The 19307-nt window shown below is 60.6% G+C and carries 20 protein-coding genes and 4 tRNA genes; 1 reads left to right on the forward strand and 23 read right to left on the reverse strand.

Features of this window, described 5'->3' with window-relative positions:
- From tuf to HY896_03740, 20 genes are all read right to left on the reverse strand, one after another.
- On the reverse strand, positions 1-139 hold a 139-nt coding region (gene tuf, locus HY896_03645; protein ID MBI5575439.1), incomplete at its 3' end, for an elongation factor Tu.
- Between the two features lie 39 nt (positions 140-178).
- A tRNA-Thr gene (locus HY896_03650) sits at positions 179-254 on the reverse strand.
- A 21-nt stretch (positions 255-275) separates the two neighbouring features.
- Positions 276-351, reverse strand: a tRNA-Gly gene (locus tag HY896_03655).
- 170 nt (positions 352-521) lie between these two features.
- Positions 522-606: transfer RNA gene (locus HY896_03660), tRNA-Tyr, on the reverse strand.
- Positions 607-654: 48 nt separating this feature from the next.
- A tRNA-Thr gene (locus HY896_03665) sits at positions 655-729 on the reverse strand.
- 59 nt (positions 730-788) lie between these two features.
- Positions 789-1514 (reverse strand): 23S rRNA (guanosine(2251)-2'-O)-methyltransferase RlmB, encoded by a 726-nt coding sequence (rlmB, locus tag HY896_03670; protein MBI5575440.1) that lies wholly within the window; start codon positions 1512-1514, stop codon positions 789-791.
- 12 nt (positions 1515-1526) lie between these two features.
- A complete protein-coding gene (pyrF, locus tag HY896_03675; GenBank protein MBI5575441.1) occupies positions 1527-2222 on the reverse strand; it encodes an orotidine-5'-phosphate decarboxylase in 696 nt (231 codons plus the stop codon).
- Entirely contained in the window at positions 2223-3950 is a 1728-nt protein-coding gene (locus tag HY896_03680; protein MBI5575442.1) for a proline--tRNA ligase, read from the reverse strand. It lies immediately after the preceding gene.
- Positions 3950-5023, reverse strand: a complete 1074-nt coding sequence (gene ispG / locus HY896_03685; protein ID MBI5575443.1) for a flavodoxin-dependent (E)-4-hydroxy-3-methylbut-2-enyl-diphosphate synthase — start codon at positions 5021-5023, stop codon at positions 3950-3952. The genes HY896_03680 and ispG overlap by 1 nt, the downstream gene beginning before the upstream one ends.
- 48 nt (positions 5024-5071) lie before the next feature.
- Positions 5072-5515, reverse strand: a complete 444-nt coding sequence (locus HY896_03690; GenBank protein MBI5575444.1) for a hypothetical protein — start codon at positions 5513-5515, stop codon at positions 5072-5074.
- Position 5516: 1 nt separating this feature from the next.
- Positions 5517-5990, reverse strand: coding sequence for a hypothetical protein (locus HY896_03695; protein MBI5575445.1), 474 nt, complete (start codon positions 5988-5990; stop codon positions 5517-5519).
- A 31-nt stretch (positions 5991-6021) separates the two neighbouring features.
- Positions 6022-6651 carry a cadherin-like domain-containing protein gene (locus tag HY896_03700; GenBank protein MBI5575446.1) on the reverse strand — a complete coding sequence of 210 codons (630 nt, stop codon included), beginning with the start codon at positions 6649-6651 and terminating at the stop codon, positions 6022-6024.
- Between the two features lie 113 nt (positions 6652-6764).
- Positions 6765-7331, reverse strand: a complete 567-nt coding sequence (locus HY896_03705; protein MBI5575447.1) for a hypothetical protein — start codon at positions 7329-7331, stop codon at positions 6765-6767.
- Position 7332: 1 nt separating this feature from the next.
- Entirely contained in the window at positions 7333-8436 is a 1104-nt protein-coding gene (locus HY896_03710) for a PilW family protein (protein MBI5575448.1), read from the reverse strand.
- On the reverse strand, positions 8433-8834 hold the full coding sequence (locus tag HY896_03715; protein MBI5575449.1) for a prepilin-type N-terminal cleavage/methylation domain-containing protein: 402 nt from the start codon (positions 8832-8834) through the stop codon (positions 8433-8435). Before HY896_03715 ends, HY896_03710 begins: the two co-directional genes overlap by 4 nt.
- Positions 8824-9354, reverse strand: coding sequence for a prepilin-type N-terminal cleavage/methylation domain-containing protein (locus tag HY896_03720; protein MBI5575450.1), 531 nt, complete (start codon positions 9352-9354; stop codon positions 8824-8826). Before HY896_03720 ends, HY896_03715 begins: the two co-directional genes overlap by 11 nt.
- Before the next feature lie 6 nt (positions 9355-9360).
- Positions 9361-13230, reverse strand: a complete 3870-nt coding sequence (locus tag HY896_03725) for a hypothetical protein (protein ID MBI5575451.1) — start codon at positions 13228-13230, stop codon at positions 9361-9363.
- A gap of 103 nt (positions 13231-13333) precedes the next feature.
- Positions 13334-13672, reverse strand: coding sequence for a hypothetical protein (locus tag HY896_03730; GenBank protein MBI5575452.1), 339 nt, complete (start codon positions 13670-13672; stop codon positions 13334-13336).
- 301 nt (positions 13673-13973) lie between these two features.
- Positions 13974-14738 (reverse strand): NAD-dependent deacylase, encoded by a 765-nt coding sequence (locus HY896_03735; GenBank protein ID MBI5575453.1) that lies wholly within the window; start codon positions 14736-14738, stop codon positions 13974-13976.
- Positions 14739-14750: 12 nt separating this feature from the next.
- Positions 14751-15074, reverse strand: a complete 324-nt coding sequence (locus HY896_03740; protein MBI5575454.1) for an SCP2 sterol-binding domain-containing protein — start codon at positions 15072-15074, stop codon at positions 14751-14753.
- Between the two features lie 102 nt (positions 15075-15176).
- On the opposite strand from HY896_03740, the gene HY896_03745 reads away from it, so the two are divergent.
- Entirely contained in the window at positions 15177-15779 is a 603-nt protein-coding gene (locus HY896_03745) for a dephospho-CoA kinase (GenBank protein ID MBI5575455.1), read from the forward strand.
- Between the two features lie 47 nt (positions 15780-15826).
- Here HY896_03745 and ald read toward each other — a convergent pair whose 3' ends face one another.
- The 3 genes from ald to HY896_03760 form a co-directional block, all read right to left on the reverse strand.
- Positions 15827-16957, reverse strand: coding sequence for an alanine dehydrogenase (gene ald, locus HY896_03750; GenBank protein ID MBI5575456.1), 1131 nt, complete (start codon positions 16955-16957; stop codon positions 15827-15829).
- A gap of 2 nt (positions 16958-16959) precedes the next feature.
- On the reverse strand, positions 16960-18987 hold the full coding sequence (locus HY896_03755; protein MBI5575457.1) for an acetate--CoA ligase family protein: 2028 nt from the start codon (positions 18985-18987) through the stop codon (positions 16960-16962).
- A gap of 108 nt (positions 18988-19095) precedes the next feature.
- Complete coding sequence (locus tag HY896_03760; GenBank protein ID MBI5575458.1) at positions 19096-19296, reverse strand: cold-shock protein; 201 nt, start codon at positions 19294-19296, stop codon at positions 19096-19098.
- Positions 19297-19307 lie beyond the last annotated feature (11 nt).

A 19307-nucleotide genomic window follows, 5' to 3' on the forward strand; every position in this document is an offset into this window, starting at 1 on the left:
ACGGCACAAACTCCGCCCAGCCGCGATTCGCCAATACCTTCGTGATCGCCGCCGTCAAGGTCGTCTTCCCGTGATCCACGTGACCGATCGTTCCCACGTTCACGTGAGGCTTCGTGCGCTCAAACTTCTGCTTGGACATGGATTCGGCTCCTCCGGGAAAGAGAGTTATGGGTCAAGTTGGAGCCCACGAGCAGGATTGAACTGCTGACCCCGTCCTTACCAAGGACGTGCTCTGCCGACTGAGCTACGTGGGCGAATATCCCTCCGGGAATCTCTGGAGCGGGCGACGGGAATCGAACCCGCGACCAACAGCTTGGAAGGCTGTGACTCTGCCAACTGAGTTACGCCCGCCCATTACCCGTATATCGGGTTCACCGGAATCTTACAATTTTATATAGGTAAAATAGCCCTGTCAATCATTATTGCCGAATAAAACGCAAAAAAATCCCTCCCCTTCGCACGCCTTCCGGCGGGCGGGGGAATGGAAAGTTGGCGGACAACCGCGATTTAAAACCTAAGGTTGGTGGAGGGGGGAGGATTCGAACCTCCGTAGGCGCTGCCAGCAGATTTACAGTCTGCCCCCTTTGGCCACTCGGGTACCCCTCCACGCTATCGTGCCGTTACCCTGCGCCCGGCACGCTTTCGAGCGAAGGCTGGAGCCGACGAGAGGAGTTGAACCTCCAACCATCTGATTACAAATCAGACGCTCTGCCGTTGAGCTACGTCGGCGCATTCCGAAATCACGGCGATTCCGAAACATTGAATTTGAACCCTTTTACGGGAGGTTGTCAACGTTTTTCGGACATTCCCCTCAAGAAGAATGCCAGGATGCCGGATGCTACCCCCACGTTCAGGGAATCTATGCCTGGTTCCATCTGGATCCGAACCGATCCGTCGCATTTCTCCCGGACGAGCTTCCTTATCCCGTGTTCCTCGCTGCCCAGAACGATGCCTGTCCGGGCCGCTGGTTTCAGGTCGAAGAGTCCCGTCTCTCCCTTTTCGGCGGCGGCGTACATCCAGAATCCTTTTTCCTGCAGTCCCTCGACCGTCCGGGCCAGGTTCGTAACCAGGATCAACGGCACATGCGCGGCGGCGCCCGCAGACGACCTGAAAACCGCCGCGGTCACAGGGGATGACCGGTCCTTCGGAACGACAACGCCGTCCACTCCGAACGCCCTGGCATTTCTCAGGATGGAGCCGAGGTTCTGCGGGTCGGTGATCCCGTCGAGCAGAAAAACGAGGGCGTTTTGGCCCAGTCCCGCCGCCCAGTCGTGGAAATCCGCGTAATGGAACTCCGCGAGCTCCGCTGCGATTCCTCCCCCGCCCCGGTCTCCCGTACGCCGTTCCCACTCCTCCCTTTGACACGTGGCGCACGGGATCCGCAGCCTGCCCGCTCGTTCCGACAGGTGCCTGACGGTTTCGGCGGGCATGGAATCCGAGAGCAGGAGCCGCGTCGCCTTCTGGCGGATCGACCCAAGCAGTTCCTCGACCGGATGCTTCCCCGTGATCCACATGCGATGCCGCCGTTAACCTTTGGCGCGTTGCATTTCGGTTGCGAATTTGCGGGCGGCGGCCACGGGGTCCGCGGCTTTCGTAATGGGCCTGCCGACGACAAGGTAGTCGGCGCCCGCTCGCACGGCGTCGTAAGGGGTGACCACGCGCTTCTGATCTCCCACGGCGTCTTCCGGAAGGCGGACGCCGGGAGTTACGAGCGTGACCTTGCTCCCGAGCCGTTCCCGCAGCGAGGCGACCTCTTTCGCGGAGCATACGATCCCGCCGATGCCTGCATCGACGGCCAGTCCCGCCAGCCGGCCGACCGCTTCCCCGGCGGGCACGGAGAACCCTATGGATGAAAGATCGGCGTCGTCGAGGCTGGTGAGCACCGTTACCGCGAGGATCGCCGTTCCGCTTCCCGCTGCGGCTTCCGCGGCCGCAGCGAGCATCGCCTTCCCCCCCGAGGCGTGAACGGTCGCGAACGATACTCCGAGCGCAACGGCGGACCTGACCGCCCCTGCGACGGTGTTGGGAATGTCGTGGAACTTCAGGTCGAGAAAAACCCGGGAACCGGTTTCTCGTATCTTCTCGATGAGCCGCGGCCCGCCTCGGGGAAACAGCTCCATCCCGACCTTGAACAGCCCCACCTCGCCTGCAAGCGCAGAGACCGTGTCAAGGGCCTTTTCCGGCGAATCGGTGTCCAGCGCGACGATGATCCTTTCCTTCATTCAGGCGCACTCCTTCCTTTTCGCTTCGACGGCGGCCCGAACGCTTTCCGCCAGCCGGGAGATTTCCACCCGGACGGTCTCCCCCGTCCTCCTGTCCCTCACCTCCGCGAACCCCGCCGCGAAATTCTTTTCACCGAACGTCACACGAAGGGGGATGCCGCTAAGATCGGCGTCCTTGAACTTGATTCCCGGGCGCTCGTCCCGATCGTCCAGCAGCGTCTCGATGCCGCCTGAGGAAAGTTCTTCGGCGAACCGCGCCGATTCCTTTGCGATCCCCTCGTGCTTCACGTTGACCGGGACGACGGCGACCTCGAATGGAGCGATGGAAATCGGCCAGACGATGCCGTCCGCGTCGTGGTTCTGCTCGATCGCCGCCGCAGCCGTGCGCCCGACCCCGATCCCGTAGCACCCCATTACGATCGTGCGCTCCTTCCCGCCGGCGTCGAGATATACGGCGGAAAGCGCCTTGCTGTATTTCGTTCCGAGCCGGAACACGTGCCCGACTTCGATACCGCGCGAAAAACGCAATGCGCCCCCGCATCGCGGGCAGGGATCGCTTTCCGTCACGAGCCGCAGGTCGGCGTATCCTTCCGGAGAGAAGTCCCTTCCCGGCACGACGTCGACGAGGTGCGCATCCTTCTCGTTCGCGCCTGTAGCGCCCGCCCGGATATGCCGGACGGAACTGTCGGCCAGCATACGCAATTTCAATCCGACCGGCCCCGCATAGCCGGTCGGCGAGCCGGTCAGCTCCCGCACGCGCTCTTCCGGGGCAAGGCGGACCCAGTCCGCTCCGAGAAGGTTCCTGACCTTGATCTCGTTGACGTCGTATCGGCCCGAGACCAGCACCGCCACGTCCCCCTTGTCCGACTCGAAGATCAGCGTCTTGATCAGCGATGCGGGATCGATGCCGAGAAATTCCGCGACTTCCGCGATCGTCCGCTTGCCCGGCGTCGAGACTTTCCTCGGCGGGCCCGCGGCCGCTCCTCCTGCGCCGGTTTCGTCCGCCGCAGGCGGAACTTCCGCCTTCTCCAGGTTGGCCGCGTAGTCGCACGCCTCGCAGGACACGATGGCGTCCTCCCCCGAATCCGCTATCACCATGAATTCGTGAGAGCTGCTCCCGCCGATCGACCCGGTGTCCGCCTCCACCGCGCGGAACGATAGCCCCATTCTGCGGAAGATGCGGCAATAGGCCTCGTACATCTTCCGGTAGGATTGCGCGGCGCCTTCCTCGTCGGCGTCGAAGGAATAGGCGTCTTTCATGAAGAACTCCCGGCCCCGCATCAATCCGAACCGCGGGCGGATCTCGTCCCGGAACTTGTCCTGGATCTGGTAGAGGTTCAGCGGAAGCTGGCGATACGACCTGACCTCGCGGCGCACGAGGTCCGTGATGACTTCCTCGTGGGTCGGGCCAAGGCAGAACTCACGGTCGGCGCGGTCCCGGAACCGGAGAAGTTCCTTTCCGTATGCGTCCCACCTGCCGCTTTCCTTCCAGAGTTCCGAAGGGATGACCGTGGGCATCAGGACTTCCTGTGCGCCCGCGCGGTCCATCTCTTCGCGAATGATCTTCTCCACTTTCCGCAGCACACGCAGTCCCGCGGGAAGATAGTTGTAGATGCCCGAGGCCACCTTCCGTATCATCCCCGCGCGAAGCATCAACCGGTGGCTTGCCACTTCGGCGTCGGAGGGGGTTTCCTTCGTCGTCGGCATAAGAAATTGCGAGTACCTGATCAATGCGCTTTCCTCCCCCCGGCCAGTCTTTCCGCGTACCTGACCAACTCGGCCACGATGTCCTTTTCCTTCACTTTCTTCACGATCTCTCCTTTTACGAAGATCAATCCTTCACCCCGTCCGCCCGCCACCCCGACGTCGGCCTCCCTTGCCTCTCCCGGTCCGTTGACGGCGCACCCCATCACGGCGATCTTCAGCGGAACGGGGAGCCGGGAGAGCCGCCGTTCCACTTCCTGTGCGATGCCGACGACGTCGATCGAGACCCTGCCGCAGGTCGGACAGGAGATGAAATCGGGGCCGCGGTCGCGCAAGCCAAGGCTTTTAAGTATTCTCCAGCCTATGCGGACCTCGTCTTCCGGAGGACCCGTAATGGAAACCCTGAGAGTGTCGCCGATGCCTTCGGACAGGAGGATCCCCAGCCCCACGGCGGACTTTACGGCCCCCGAGATCAATGTACCCGCCTCCGTAACCCCGATGTGGAGCGGATAGTCGAAACGCCTGGAAAAGATTCTGTACGCCTCGACGGTAGTGGGGACGTCGGAGGCCTTAAGGGAAAATTTAAGGTTCGTGAAGCGGGCCTTTTCGCAGAAGCGCGCCCAGCGGGCGGCGCTTTCGGCAAGAGCCCTCGCCGTCGGGCCGCCGTGCTTGCGAAGGACGTCCTTTTCCAGGGAGCCCGCATTGACCCCGATCCGCACGGGAATCCGGTTCTCCCGGGCCGATCGAAGGACGCGGAGCGTGTTCTCCTCGCCTCCGATGTTTCCCGGGTTTATGCGCAGCGCGTCGGCCCCTGCCTCGGCGCACGCGATCGCAAGCCGATGATTGAAGTGTATGTCGGCGATTACAGGTATGGGCGATGCGGCGCGGATCTTCCGGAAGGCCTTCGCAGCGGCTTCGTCGGGCACCGCCACCCGAACGATCTCGCACCCCTCGCGCGCAAGCGAACGGATCTGCCCGACCGTCGCCCTCACGTCGCGAGTATCCGTGGCGGTCATGCTCTGGACCGATACCGGCGCGCCGCCGCCCACCGGCACGCTTCCTACGCGTATGCGCCGAGTAATCCTTCGTTCCTTCATGATCGCAATACTATATGCGAGATGCGGAAGCCCCGTCGATTCCCTTTTTCACCGTTCCGCGCTGCCGGTCGCCGCCGCCGGCCCGATCTCCTCCCATCTGACGATGCGCGTCCTTCCGCCCTCCATGCGCACTTCCGCACGTACCATGTACCTGCCTGCGGAGGAACCGGGTACCGTGCCCTCTGATACCAGCCTGTACCCGTATCCGGCGCCCGGGATGCGTTGCGAGGTGACCGAATATCTTCCGGTCGCATCCTCCCCCGACGGTATCCGGCGGACATACGGAGCGCCTTCCGGGAACACCGAGGGCAATTGAGCTATGGCGGCGTGCGCCCCTCCCCGTGCCATGTTGCGGGCCACGAAAGATTGGTGATGATGCCTTGCGGAATCCGGCACGGGAACAGGGCGGGAGACGGCATACATGCCGATCGCGTTGAGCAGGACGAGCAGGAGCATCGCCAGCACGATGGCGCTTCCCTCGCGTCCGCGCATGTTATCTGTAAGCCGCATCCGAACGCTGTGTAACGAGGAGAACCTGGCGCCACGTACCGTCGCCCTGCTTCCAGCAGCACCATGCCGACAAGGTCTTCAACGCGGGGATTTCCGTATCCTGCGCCACCCGCCAGACCCGGTAATATGCGGTCCCCTGAACCGTGACCGCGTCCCCCGCCGCCAAAGGAAACTTCGAAAATGCCGGGGACGGCCCGTGGGGCCCCTCTTCTAATCCGCCGGAAGGAGAAGAGCCGAGACTTTTCCACTCGATCCCCTGCATCCGTTCGAGCTTTTCCTGCGCGAGCCCCGTAGCTATGCGATTTCTGGAAGCGGCCTGCGGGTTCCTCGCGGTGACGGCGGTCAGCTGGATCATTGCAAGTCCGAAGATTCCGGCGGTCAGGATAAGCAGGGCGATGACCGCCTCGAGGAGGGAGAACCCTCCCGCGCATCGACGTTTTCGACGCGGGCTAAACATCGGAATTGAACTTGCCTTCCGGCTGGAAATCCTACCGTCCCCGGGAGGGAGGCTGCTCCGCTATCGTCACGTTGAAGCGGGCGGTCGCCTCTCCTCCGGACCCGTCGGAGACCGTGACGGTGAACGGGACCTTTCCGGTTTCGCCCGGGGCGGTTTCCCATCGCACCCATCCGGTTTCCCGGTCGATTTTCATCCCTGCGGGGGCGTCCTTGACGGCGAAAGACAGCTTGTCGCCGTCCGGGTCGGAAGCCTTGACGCGGAAGGTGACGTGGTTTCCGTCGGCATTGAACTGTTCCTGCCCTTCGACCACGGGAGCGGAGTTTCTTATCTCCCGGTGAAGCGTCGCGATCTTCCCCTGCGCATCGCCGTCGCGCGGTATGACGGTGACGTCGATCCTGTCCCCTCGTTTCACCGGGACTCCAAGGCGGTTCCCCGTTCCCGCAGGCTCTCCGTTTTTCCGCCATTCGACATCCACGCGCACGGAATCGCCGTCCGCGTCGAACGTCCCCGTTTCCACCCCTATCGAATTAGCCTGCCCGCCGTCGCCAAGGACGAAGCGGATCCACTTGATCTCGGGCGGAGTGTTATGTTTCTTCGCTTCACGCGAAACGTCGGGTACACCAACACTGCCGGGCGTCGATTGCGCCGGCGCGCCTGCCATGGAATCGTTACCGGCCGGAGACGGAGCTGGTGCGGGTCCCGGACTGCCGGAACATCCCGCCAGAAAGATCAATCCGGCAGCGAGGGAGCGACGACGATTGAAAAGCATAGTCGTCAATACTGGTATAAGACCGATATCCTGGATCGGTCGGTGGGATTCGCATCGGCCTGGGACAGGACCTCGATGGTGTACAGATAAGGAACGCTCACGACCGTCACTTCCCCGGAACCCGTATTGACCACGCTTTCCTTCAACAGCCCTTCGTCGGCCCCCGAATTTCCTTCAACGGTATCGGCGATCTTCGTGTACACGAGATAGGTCCCCAAGTGTACCCTCATGTCATATGTGGACGGGGTATTCGGATCTATCGTCGTCGTGTTGTCCAATCCGATCCACACGCCGGTCGGACTTCCGAGCTTTGTGTTCAGTCCGGTCGAGTTCGGGGTGAATTGCTCGTTGTAGACATTGTCGAGATAGCCCCTGCTGGAAATCATCTGGAGCATCGTCTCAGCGCCCCCGTGCCCCGCCTCCACCGCCGTCCGGTATCTCTTCTGCTGGCCGGAGAGGAACGAGCCCCTGCCCACCATGGTAAGCATGGCGATAGTGAATACGAGGGCGATCACCGCAAGGATTAGGACGAACGCCAGGGCGAACCCTTTTTCGTTCCGAAGTGTTTTCATTTCACTGCGCCAGGTTCCAGGGTTTAACGGCCAGGTGGTACACTTTCCAGCGATAGTTCGTGTATCCGGTGATGTCGAAATTGTTCCCGAATCCGGCATCCGCCATTCCCACATAGATCGGGTTTACCGGATGCGTGTAGGAATCGTCCCGCATCCCTTCCTGCGCCAGGATGGAGACCCTGATTTCCCTCAGCTGCGTTCGCATTGTCGCGGCGGCCGTGGCGCCTGCGGCGGGCAACCCGCCGGCGTTGGTCCATTGGTCCACCGACCCGTTCCCGTCGACGTCAAGGCCGTACACCACCTGCATGTCGGCCACGCAGTCCAACAAGGGCAGGAGGTTCAAGGTGCCGTTGTTGTCGTGGGACACGAAACCTTTTACGAGCACCCCGGTGTTCGGCGCGCATCTCAGGGGAACAGTTACCGGCGGATTGGACGATGCATTCGCGACGTAGTAATCCGCGCGGTTGAATGGCCGCATCGGGGGAGAGCCATCGACTCCGTAGACGATATTCGCCGAATAAGGTTCCGTGGGAACGTACGCCGCCGTGCTGCTGAATTGTGCGTACGGGGAGGCGGGATTGACCAGAGACCGCCGGTTGGCGTCCGTGCTTCCCAATGCGAGCACGATTACATATTCGGTGCCCGCGATGTTCTCTTCCGTGGAACCCCAGTTCCGCGTCGTCCCCGCCTGCGTCAGCGTCGTCCACTTGCCCGCCGCGTCCGCCGTGCCTACGGTCACCGACTTGACCGTTAAATAGTCGGACCGGTTCACGGTGAAGGCCGCATTGTCGATGCCGGCCGCCGCGCGCGGTGCGTTCGGGAAATCGTTGAGGGTGCTCAGGTTGTCCGCGGACGTTTCACTGTACAGTGGAGTGGACGTCGGCAGGTTGTTCCACGGCAGTCCGAAACCGAGGCTTTCCATATCCCTTCGAAGGAGTTCCAGTCCCAGGATCCCTTCAATGTTCGTTTCCACGATTTTCGTCTGGGTTTTGTACTGTTTCACCGACATGATGAAGAACGTCGAGGCCGCTGCGAGTACGAATCCCACGATCGCGACTGCGATGAGAATCTCTATAAGTGTGAAGCCGGAATCGCGCCGTTTCATCGCGGCCTCACTATGGTCATGATCGTATGGTTGTAAGTCCTCGGCTGGCCGTACTCCGTCCGGGTCCATGACACGGTGACCGTCACCTGGCGGCCCAACGCGGCGTTGACGTTATCGATCGCCGCGATGTTCCTTGTGACGGCGTAAGTCCGGTCGCTCCCGCGGACCTGTACGAACACGTTGTCCGTTGTCGTGGTGAGAACAAGATTGTCGTACGGGATGTTTCTCGCCTGCTGCATCACGTTGTCGGCCACGCTCACAGCCTGGTCGCGCTGCAGGTTCTTGATGTTCTGATCGAGCACCACGAGCCCGGCGTTCGTGATCCCCAGGAAAATGACGAAGGTGATCACGACGGCCACGAGCACCTCGATCAGCGTCAGGCCGGCTTCACTTCTCAACGCAGGACCCTCCCCCCGCGCTCGAGTACCTTCCCGTCCGCATCCTCGTTTGCGCGATCGAGATGCAGTCGTAATCCGGGTTGACCGACGACCCGGCCGGGGGGGAAATCAGGATATACCCCGTCCCCGTGGCCTCGCCGTGCCTGTTGAAGATCACGTTGTCCTGCGTTCCGGTAGCTGAAAGAAAGGAGACTACCGGGTAATTCACCGTCCCGCCGGCGACCTGGTTGTCTGATCCGGCATCGTACTGCCGGTTTCCGTCGGGCAGCGGGTTGGTGTCCTCGTAAGTGGCATACCCGTTGGGCGTAAATCGCACGAAATGGAACCGGCTCCTCTGCATGGAACGTCCCCGCGCATCCATAAGGTACGCATACAACTCCTTCGTCTCGGCCTCCATTCCGTATTTCACCCTGAGATCGCTGAACGAACTGATGGCGAGCATCACGAGAATCCCGAGGATGGCGACCGCCATGGCGATCTCAACAAGGGTGTACCCTCCCCTGCCGGTCCTTTCCTTCACGGATTCCTACCTCTCCCTCATGTGCAGGATCCGCTTTACCGGCGGCGGCTGCGAGAGAAGCGACAGCCCCTGCGCAGTCGGCGGCACACCCTCCAAAGCACTCGTTCTGCGGCCTCCCTTTTCCGAAAAAGCGCTGGACAGGTCAACCTGTTCCACGCTCGCCGTAGATACCTGGACAAGTCCCTGCCCTTTTAAAACTTTCGGCGCGCCTCCCGTGTTGTATCGTGTCGCCCAGATGAAACTCTTTCCTCCCAGCGCGCACTCGTCGGCATACGGCTTGAAAGTCGTGAAGAACACGATTCCTGAGGTGGTGGCCAGGGGATCTGTTATGACCCTTTCCGCCCGGTACGGCCGCGCAACATTGTCATAGGTATACCATGACATTGTGTTATCGATCGTCGAGGACGGATCGAGGTCTATATACCATCCCTTGAACGACGCACTGCTCGCAGTTAACTCCGATGGAACGCTGTTGTTGTCGGTTACGTTCCTGAACGTGTTATCCGTCGGAGGGAAAGCGATCGTGGTCGTGCAGTTATCGTTGATCGTGTTGTACTGCGTGAAGCAGGGATCCTTGACCGCGAAAAGACGACGCTGGTTCGTTTCGTCGTCGATGGTGGGACTTGTTTGGGAGCCGGACGGCGGGACCTCGAAAAAATATCTCCCGGTCCCGAAGTACAGCCAGTTCTGACTGTAGTTTTTGTTCTGAAGCCTTGCCACGTAGGACGTGACCGGCCCGATATCGTCGATCACCTTGTTGAAAACCCAACCTGCTCCGGGAGAATTTGACGGCGTCACGTTCTTCGTCACGATCCGGCCGACCCCGCCCTGGGTCCAGGAGTAATTGCTGCCCGAACCGGTCCTTTTCACGTATCCGACATAGATCGCATCGTCCTGGTAGTCTATGTTGAAATCCGCCACCGAATTGATCATGGAGCCGGCGAAGGCATACGTGATCGCCGGGCTCGGCGTGATGGTCTGGACCAGCGCCCCGGTTTCAAGGTTCAGGACGAAGAATCGGAGCTGCTGGTTGGACCGGCCGAGGAACTGGTTGTTCGCGGTGTCGATCGGTCCGGTCGGCCCCGAGCCGAAAACGACATACCATTCGCCGTTCCGCGACCGGTCGCGCTGGCCGGTCGACGGATTCACGGCGTTGATCCTGACGATCGCGGGTCCCGTCGTCGTGAACCCGAGCCCGCCGTTCGCAACGGCATCCGGGATATTCACGTTGGAGAATTCCCATAACAGGGTGGGAGTCGTCGGATCCGTTACGTCCATTGCGAAGTACGAGGAAAACCCCTTGTCCGCGGCCGGCGTCTTGACACAATCCTCCCCCGTGGAGCAAGTTGTTGCGTTTTCGCACGCCCCTCCGAAACGCATTCCCGCGATGAGGATCGTCCGCCAGCTTTCCGCAGTGCGGACATCAGTCGTATTGCCCTGTATGCTCGCGTCGAATACGTACGGAGTAAGGTCGACATAGTACAGGTGGCAATAGTCCGGGTCCTTCAGGTATTTGAGATACGGCAGGGCGTTCCGCGGAATGAAAGCCCACGCCTCGTCTCCTAGGATCGTGCCGGTGTACGGATTCGTGATCCTGGCTTTTTCCCACGTTTGTTTCCCGTCCCAGTTCAGCTCCAGTTTCCCGAGGCGGAAAGCGTGCAGCATCCCGTCGTTCCCGCCGGTGAAGACCATTCCGCGGTTTTTATATGCGGTGTTGTCGATGAAGCTTTTATACGTCGTATCGCTGTAGACCGAGTCGTATTTGTTCAGCTGGATGCCCGCGACGATCCGGGGGGTGGAATTGACGATATCGCCCAGTCTCCACACGCTGTTGTCGCCGCCGAAAGATACTGTTCGCCTGCGAAGGTTCCAATCATCTGTGTTGTCGATCCCGTTGACGTAATTGATGATCGTGACCACGTTGTCACCGGTGTCGGGCAGAATGTAGGGACTCAAAGTGGACGCGTTGGCCACGGAAAAATCTATCAATGCCGTGCCGCTCACGGAGGTTTTGATCGTCCGTGGATTGGAAGCCAGGTCACGCTCCCAAAGTTTTTTCCCCGCCTCCCACAGGCTGCTCACGTCTTCGAACCGCACGATGCGGTTGGGGCCGGGCTGGGTGTCCTTTATGCCGTCGCCGTTACTGTCATCCCAAAGCCGCACCTCGGTAAGCTGGGTGACAGGGTTGAAGTAAAACTGAAGGATATCGTCGTTCCTCAGGTTAAGTATGTTGTCTCCCGTCGTTTCCTCGCGGATGGTTGCATTCGCGAAAAACGGGTCCACATAGTACCACTGGTTCTGAAGCGCCCCCGCCCACCAGACGATATCGTCGCCGATCGCGCGCCGCGGGTAAAAAACCGCCTGAATCAGGTTCGCGCCGCTACCCTCTCCCGAGGCGAGGACCGACGCGGCGGTGCCGGACGACGCACGCTTCAGGATGCTAGCAAATGCGTTCCGGATCGCCTGCTCCAGTTCATTCCCGTCGTTGGCTTCGTAGAAGGTGTCGGGCTCGCCGTCGAGGTCGGTGTCCCAGCATGACTGGTTGTTCGCGGTACAGCTGGCGTTGTCCTGGAACCCCCCGTTGATGGCGGCGTAGCGGAGAAGCGTGGATCCCTTCCCGAAGGCGAAGACGTTGTACAGGGTGATATTCTGTGTGCCGCCAATGTCGCTTCGCAGGTCGTTCGTGTGCATGTAGAGCGCCACGTCCTCCATGCCGGCAGTGTAGCCCCCGGCGCCGCATGATCCGAAGGACGATGAGGAAAATTGCCCTCCCGTAATCGGCTTTGAAACGGCCGGACAGCTTTCGCCTTCGCAATTGTAGTTCGATCTGCCGGACGCATAGTTCACCATTATCGCCGGCATATTTCCATCGCCGCACGGCTCGCCGTCCGTGATGTAGAGCACGAAACTCTTCTGGCAAACCGGGTAACGCGGAGTTCCAGTGCCGTAATTCATCGGGTCCGCGCTGGATGAAATGTTGTAGTCGCTGGTCTCGTACCTTGGCCCCGGCCCTCCGTGCATCGACGCCTGCTGGGCGAAATATCCCATCGCCGTATAAAGCGTTTCCCCCAGCGGCGTGTTCGTAAAGGGCCTCGTGTTGTTTATTTCGTTGACGGTGCTGGAGAGGCTTCCGCTGCCCACGTTGACCCTGACCCTGCCGCCTTCATTGTTGCCGCTTGCATCGTTCACTTTGTAAAAAGTTAGCCCGATCCGCGCCCTGGAACCTACGACGTCCTGCAGAACGCCCTGGACGGGAGACGGCACGCGAACGCGTACATAAAAAGTTCCACTGACGCCGCTGATGGTGAAAGTCGATGTACCCGAGCCGGAGCCGTTGCAGCTCCCCGACTGGTAATTGAACGTATATGTTTTCGCACCGTTATAAGGGGTATAACTTTGATTGTCCGTGAATTGCTTCAGGACCCCCCGCGCTTCGCAGTCGGATTTTTCTCCTTCCACCTTGTCCCAGCCGGTCCCCTCTCCTCCTGCGCGCTTCCCCCCTGTCAACACTTTCCGAATTATGTCGACGCGGCGCATGGTCAGCCAGTTGAGGAAGTTCCCATCCCACTCGGACGAATTCTTCGATCTTGTAACCTTTGTTACGGATTGCACGAATTTATTGCCTGAATTGTCGTACGTGTACCAGTAGTCCGGGTTGAAATAGCCGTAATATTTATAGTCCGGGTACGTGCCGGGGGTTAGGAATCCGCTGCAGGCCTGGTCCAGCGAGCAGTCGTTGTCGCTCGCAGAGGGGATCCGGTTGAAACCATCGTAGTACGCCATATTGAACATGCTTCCGGACGTATCGACAACGATCATGACGTTCGGCTGGACGTTCTGTATTACATACGGCGGTACGATGCAGTAATCCGTCATCCCCGCTCGGAGCGTCCCCGGCGAGGTCATTAACAAAAAGGACACCAAGATAAATACAAATGGAAATGCCGGAGACGACTTCAGGTTCTTCATAAGGGATACCTCACTCGATCATGTCAGCGGGGTAGACGACCACGGCTGTCACTTTCCCTTTCGACAGGTACAACTTCACTTTCCTCCCCCTGGCCACTTCCGAAAGGGAAACCGATATGCCCGACGTCGACCTGACGGTTGCGTGGCCTATGTCGTATGTATTGCCTCTCACCGCGACGTGCGTGCCGGACGCACTCTCGACGATTCCCTCGATCGAGGGAAGACGCGACGCTACGGCGGTATCGGGCAGCCCTGCGATCGCGACAAGGAGTATCGCGAGCGGCAACAAGGCCGCTGCGACCGACTGACAACGTTTCTTCCTGCTCTTCGAACCCATCATCTCCTCCATTCAGGGACGGGAATTTCCCGCTGCTGCGAAAATCAAGGGATACCCGTTTTCCCGACAGCAAATTTAAAGCGCAGCAATAACGGTGCCGATGCCAGTATATGCTTCCAGTGTCGCATCAAGTCCTTATCGGCCTGTTCGGGCTGTAACTTCATCTTTTTGATAAAAAAGAGGATTCGGGTTGGGGTGAATTACAGGACATGCGCTTGCAGGCAGTTGGCAGAAACAATTAATCCTATTTGAAACGCAAAAGGTACCCATGTGAATATTAAACTATTTTATCTCCATTAAATGTTTTAATATATCATATCGTTCCTTTCTCCCGCTTGAGATGCCCGAGCAGCAATTCCAACGCCTCCGAAGCGCCGGAGCGCAGATGGATATCGGTAACGTTTGCGGTCAAAAGGGTCTCTTCCGGGTTGATTTCAATGATGAAGGAACCTTGCCTCCTCGCGATCCGCGGGATTTCCGAAGCCGGGGCGACCTGCGCGGAGGTACCGATGACCAGCAGGACGCTGCATTCCCTCGCTTCGGTTTCGGAATCCTCCTGGGCGTGCCATGGTATCGGCTCTCCGAAAAACACGATGTCGGGCTTCAGTATCGCACCGCAGGAGCAACGAGGCGGGATCCCTTCTGCGACCTTTTCCAGGGACGGATAGCGCTTCCAGCAAGTTATGCAGACAAGTTCCGACGGATTGCCGTGGAATTCGATCACCTTCCGGGATCCGGCCGCCTGGTGAAGGCCGTCGACGTTCTGGGTGATGACGGACCGAAGGATGCCCATCCTTTCAAGTTCCGCAAGAACGTTGTGTGCGGGATTCGGAGCGGCCTTTTTAAGGACGTCGATCATCTCGGAGAGCATTTTCCAGACTTTTCCCGGGTCTTCGAGGAATGCGCCGATGGTCGCGTACTCCGACGGGTCGAAACGCTCCCACATCCCCTGCGCGCCGCGGAACGCAGGTACGCCGCTCTCAACGGAAATACCCGCCCCCGTCAGTGCGACCGCATTCCTTCGGGAAGCGAGAACTTCCGCCGCCTCGAGGTATGGTTCTTTCCTTGCCTTCCTCAATTCCTTCCTGTTTCAGCCCTTGAGCAGCGATTCCAGCTTTAGAGCGAGACCGAAATCTCCCGCGACCTTGAGTTTCCCCGTCATGAACGCCATCTGCCCATTGAGTTTCCCCGAGATAAGCGCAAGAAAATCGGCTTCCGCCATCGTGACGGTGCAGTTCGGGGAAGGCGCCTCGCCCTTCGCCACCGCGGCCTTTCCGTCCGCCAGCGTGACATTGTAAAGCGCGTCTCCCACCCGGAACTGGTAGACGCAGTTCATCCCGGCCAGCCTGGAAGCGCTCTGCGCCAGTCTCACCTGGAGCGACTCGAAGAACTCCGTTACCGCGGCGTCGGCCATCTTCCCCTCCTTCAACAATTATGAATGGTGGTTCATTATGATACGACCGTACCACCGCTTCCGCTGCGTTGTCAACGCACAAACGGCTGTTATAATCGCGCCATGAAGGTTTACGGGCTGACGGGTGGAATCGGGACAGGAAAGAGCACCGTGGCGCGCATGCTCGCCGAGGAAGGCATACCCGTCGTCGACGCCGACCTGATCGCCCGCGAGATAGCGGCCCCGGGAAGTCCTGTTCATGCGGAAATCGTCCGGCGTTTCGGCAGCGGTATCCTTCTTCCCGACGGCGGCATCGACCGTAAAAAGCTGGGGGGTATCGTTTTCGCCGACCCCGCGAGGCGGGCGGAACTCGAATCCCTCACTCATCCGGCCATCGCAATGGAGATCGCCGGCGCGCTCGGCAGGCTTGAAGCGGATGGCCGCGAGATCGCCGTCGTCGAGGCTGCGCTTATATACGAAGCGAATCGCAAGGGCCGCTTCGAGGCGGTGATCGCCGTTCGGTGCGGGTTCGATGAGCAGGTTCGCCGCCTGATGTCCCGCGACGGGATAACGCGGGAGGAGGCGCTTCAGCGCATCGGATCGCAGATGGACCCGGAGGAGAAGGCGCGCGCCTCCGGGATCGTCATCGACAACTCGGGAACCATTGACGCCACCCGCGCCCAGGTGCAGGCCTTCGTCGCATCCTTAAAACGGGGACGTTCCTGAACTTTTTTCCACAGGTTGTTGAAAAAAGTTCAGGAACGTCCCCGTTTTTAAGAGGAACGTCCCCGTTTTAAGGTAAGGAGCGTCTCCGGCTGCGTATACACCCTGCGGAGCGCCTTTGCCACTCCTTCGCAGGTCACCTTTCCCCGGAAGGTGTTGAGCCCTGCCCGCAGCGCGGAATCCTTACACAATGCGCCCTCCACACCGTCGCGCGCCAGCGAAACCACATAAGGGAGCGTCGCTGACACCAGCGCCGCGGTCGAAGTGCGCGGGACGGCCGCAGGCATGTTCGCGACGCAATAGTGCACCACCCCTTCCTCGACGAAATAGGGGGCAGCGTGCGTCGTCGGGCGGGAAGTTTCGAAAGACCCTCCCTGATCAATGGAAATGTCTACGACCGCCGCTCCCTTTTTCATCATCCGCAGCATTTCCCGGGATACGAGCACCGGCGCCTTGTCGCCGACCACAAGCACCGTCGAAATGACCAGGTCGGCTTCCGCTATTTCCGCCCGGATCGATTCCTGCGTGGAAAGGACGGTTCGTACCCCGGCCGGTATTTCACCGGCGGCGCGTACCAGTTTTTCGGCGGAGATGTCGAGGATCGTCACCGCCGCGCCCACTCCGGCGGCGACCCGCGCCGCGCTCCTGCCCGCGATGCCGGCGCCGATCACGAGGACGCGCGATGCGGGAACACCGCCTGCGCCCGACAGCAGGACCCCCCGCCCTCCGCAGGACTTCTCCAAAGCCCTCGCGCCTACCTGCACCGACAGGATCCCTGCCACCTCGCTCATGGGTTTCAAAAGCGGCAGCCGGCCTTCCACGGTAACGGTTTCGTACGCGATCGCCGTAACGCGACGGGCCAGCAACGCATCCGTAAGCTCCGGCAACGCCGCGAGGTGAAGATACGTGAACAGGGAAGTTTTTTCGGAAAGGAAGGGATACTCGGTTGTAACGGGTTCCTTTACCTTGACGACGAGGTCGGTATCCCAGGCTTCACGGGCCGAAGGGACGATCGCTCCGCCCGCTGCGGAATATTCATCGTCGGTGAACCCGCTTTCCAGCCCCGCGCCGGCCTGTACGATTACCGACGCACCGGCACGGCCAAGCGCATCCACCCCTTCCGGTGTCATTGAGACGCGGTTTTCTCCCGACTTTATTTCTTTCGGGATGCCGATCCGCAGGCTCATGACTTCGAGTCTGCGGGAACCACCCGCGCATCGACGATCGAAACCCCTTTTTCGTGTACGATGACCGGGTTAAGGTCAAGCTCCGCCATTTCGGGATGATCCGCGGCGAAAGCGGACACTTTCATCAGAAGTTCGCGAACCGCCGCCGTGTCCGAGGAAGCTCCGCCGCGATAGCCTTCGAGCAGTTTCGCGCCCCGTATCCCCGCAATCATTTCCTCCGCGTCCTTTTTCGCCAGCGGGACGATCCGCAAGGAAACATCCTCCATAGCTTCCACCAGGACGCCGCCCATGCCGAACATGACGGCAGGTCCGAACTGGAGGTCCCTCGCCACTCCGACGATGACTTCCTTTCCCGGCTGCGCCATCGCGCTGACGACAACACCCTCGTCCCTCGCGCCAAATCGTTTCACGGCCTGGGCTATGCCCCGGCAGGCCCGCCGCACGCCTTCATCGTCCGCGATGCCGAGGAGCACTCCCCCTATATCGCTCTTATGCGTAATATCCGGAGAGTTCACCTTCACCGCGACGGGATAGCCGATTTTCCTTGCCGCCCTGACGGCCTCCTCCTCGTTCCGCGCGTGCGCGAACGGTACGACGGGAAACCCTGCGTCCGACAGGAGCCGCATGGAGTCCGCCGGGGCGAGGGCCTTTCCACCTGCCTCTCCGCTCCGCGCGTCAGGCGTCTTCCCCGCCTCCAGCGGGAAGGTTTCCCGCCGGAACCGCGCATGACACGCAAGGGCGCGCACCGCCCGCTCGGGAGTGGGAAACACCGCTATCTTCTTTTCGTGTAGCAACACCCTTTCCGCGCGCTCGACATCGGCGCCGCCCAGGTAGGATACAAGTTCGCACCTACCCGGCGTGATCACATCGCAGGCGCCCGGGATCGGGTCGCCGAATATGGGCATGACCACGTCGTAATGTCCGGCCGCAGCTTCGAGGACTTTCCTGTACCTTGCTGCGTCGGTGTCTCCGGTGAGATCCAGCGGGTTCCCCACGATGCAGTGGGAAGGCAGCAACTCCCTCAAGCGCGCCGCAAGCCCGTCCGGCAACGGGGTCACGCGGAAACCTTCCTCCTCCGCCACGTCGGTGGCGATGATGGCGGATCCCCCCGAGCTTGTCACGATCAGCATACTTGGGCCTTCCGGCGGAGGCAGGTAGGCAAGCGACTTGGAAAAGTCGTAGAGGTCTTCCAGCGATTGCGCGCGATGGACTCCGAACTGCCGGAACACAGCGTCGTAGATCTCGTCCCTCCCCGCAAGCGAACGCGTATGGGATTCGGCCGCCTTCCTTCCCCGCTCGGTGCGTCCCGCCTTGAAGATCACCAAAGGCTTTCGGCATTTCCCGACGGCCGCGAGGAACTTCGCCGCGTCCTTCACCCCTTCTATGTACAGGGAGATCACTTTCGTGTTCGGATCGCCCGCGAAGAATGCGATGAGGTCCGCCTCGTCGACATCGGCGCGGTTCCCCATGCTGACGAACGCGGAGAACCCGAGATGATCCTCCGAAGCCCAGTCGGCCATCGCCGCCCCGACCGTGCCGCTTTGGGATATGAAGGCGATGTCGCCTCTCCGGGTGATGAGCGGCCACGAGGCGCATACCCCGTGATAAGGGTAATTCACCCCCTGGCAATTCGGCCCTACGATGCGGATCCCGCACCGCGCGGCGTTGCGCGTCATCTCTTCCTGGATGGCTGCCCCCGCCTCCCCCGACTCCGCGAATCCCCCGCTGATGACGATGGCGGACCGGACCTTCCGCTCGCCGAGCTGGAGAATCGTCCCGGGGACTAGCTTTGCCGGTATGATGAGAACCGCCAGGTCGGTCCCCTCGGGAAGCTCCGATGCGGACTTGAGCGAGATCCTGCCGAGCACTGTCTCGCCCTTGGGGTTGACCGGCAGGATTTCTCCCCGGAACCCCGCCTCGACGATGTTACGGAATATCTGGAACCCCATTTTTTCCGGATTGGACGAAGCGCCGACGACCGCGATGCGTTCCGGGCGAAACAGGGGAACGAGGGAATCGGACATGGATTCACCGCCGGGATTGTTTTCGACAATCTAACAAAGGGGTGCGGAAAAGAAAAGGCGCCGGGGAGTTGCCCCCCTGGCGCCCGGATTCGATGCGGGAATCGGCGTTCAGACTTTGCGGACGTTCGCCGCCTTTTTCCCCTTCGGTCCCGCGGTCACCTCGAACTCCACCTTCTGCCCTTCGGCCAGCGAGCGGAAGCCGTCTCCGCGGATCTCGCTGAAGTGTACGAAGATATCGTCCCCCTCGTCCTGCGTGATGAAGCCGTACCCCTTTGCGTCGTTGAACCACTTGACCGTTCCAGTCGCCATTCCCGTCTCCT

It is taken from the genome of Deltaproteobacteria bacterium, assembly GCA_016218975.1.
Lineage (GTDB): Bacteria > Desulfobacterota > Deferrimicrobia > Deferrimicrobiales > Deferrimicrobiaceae > JAENIX01.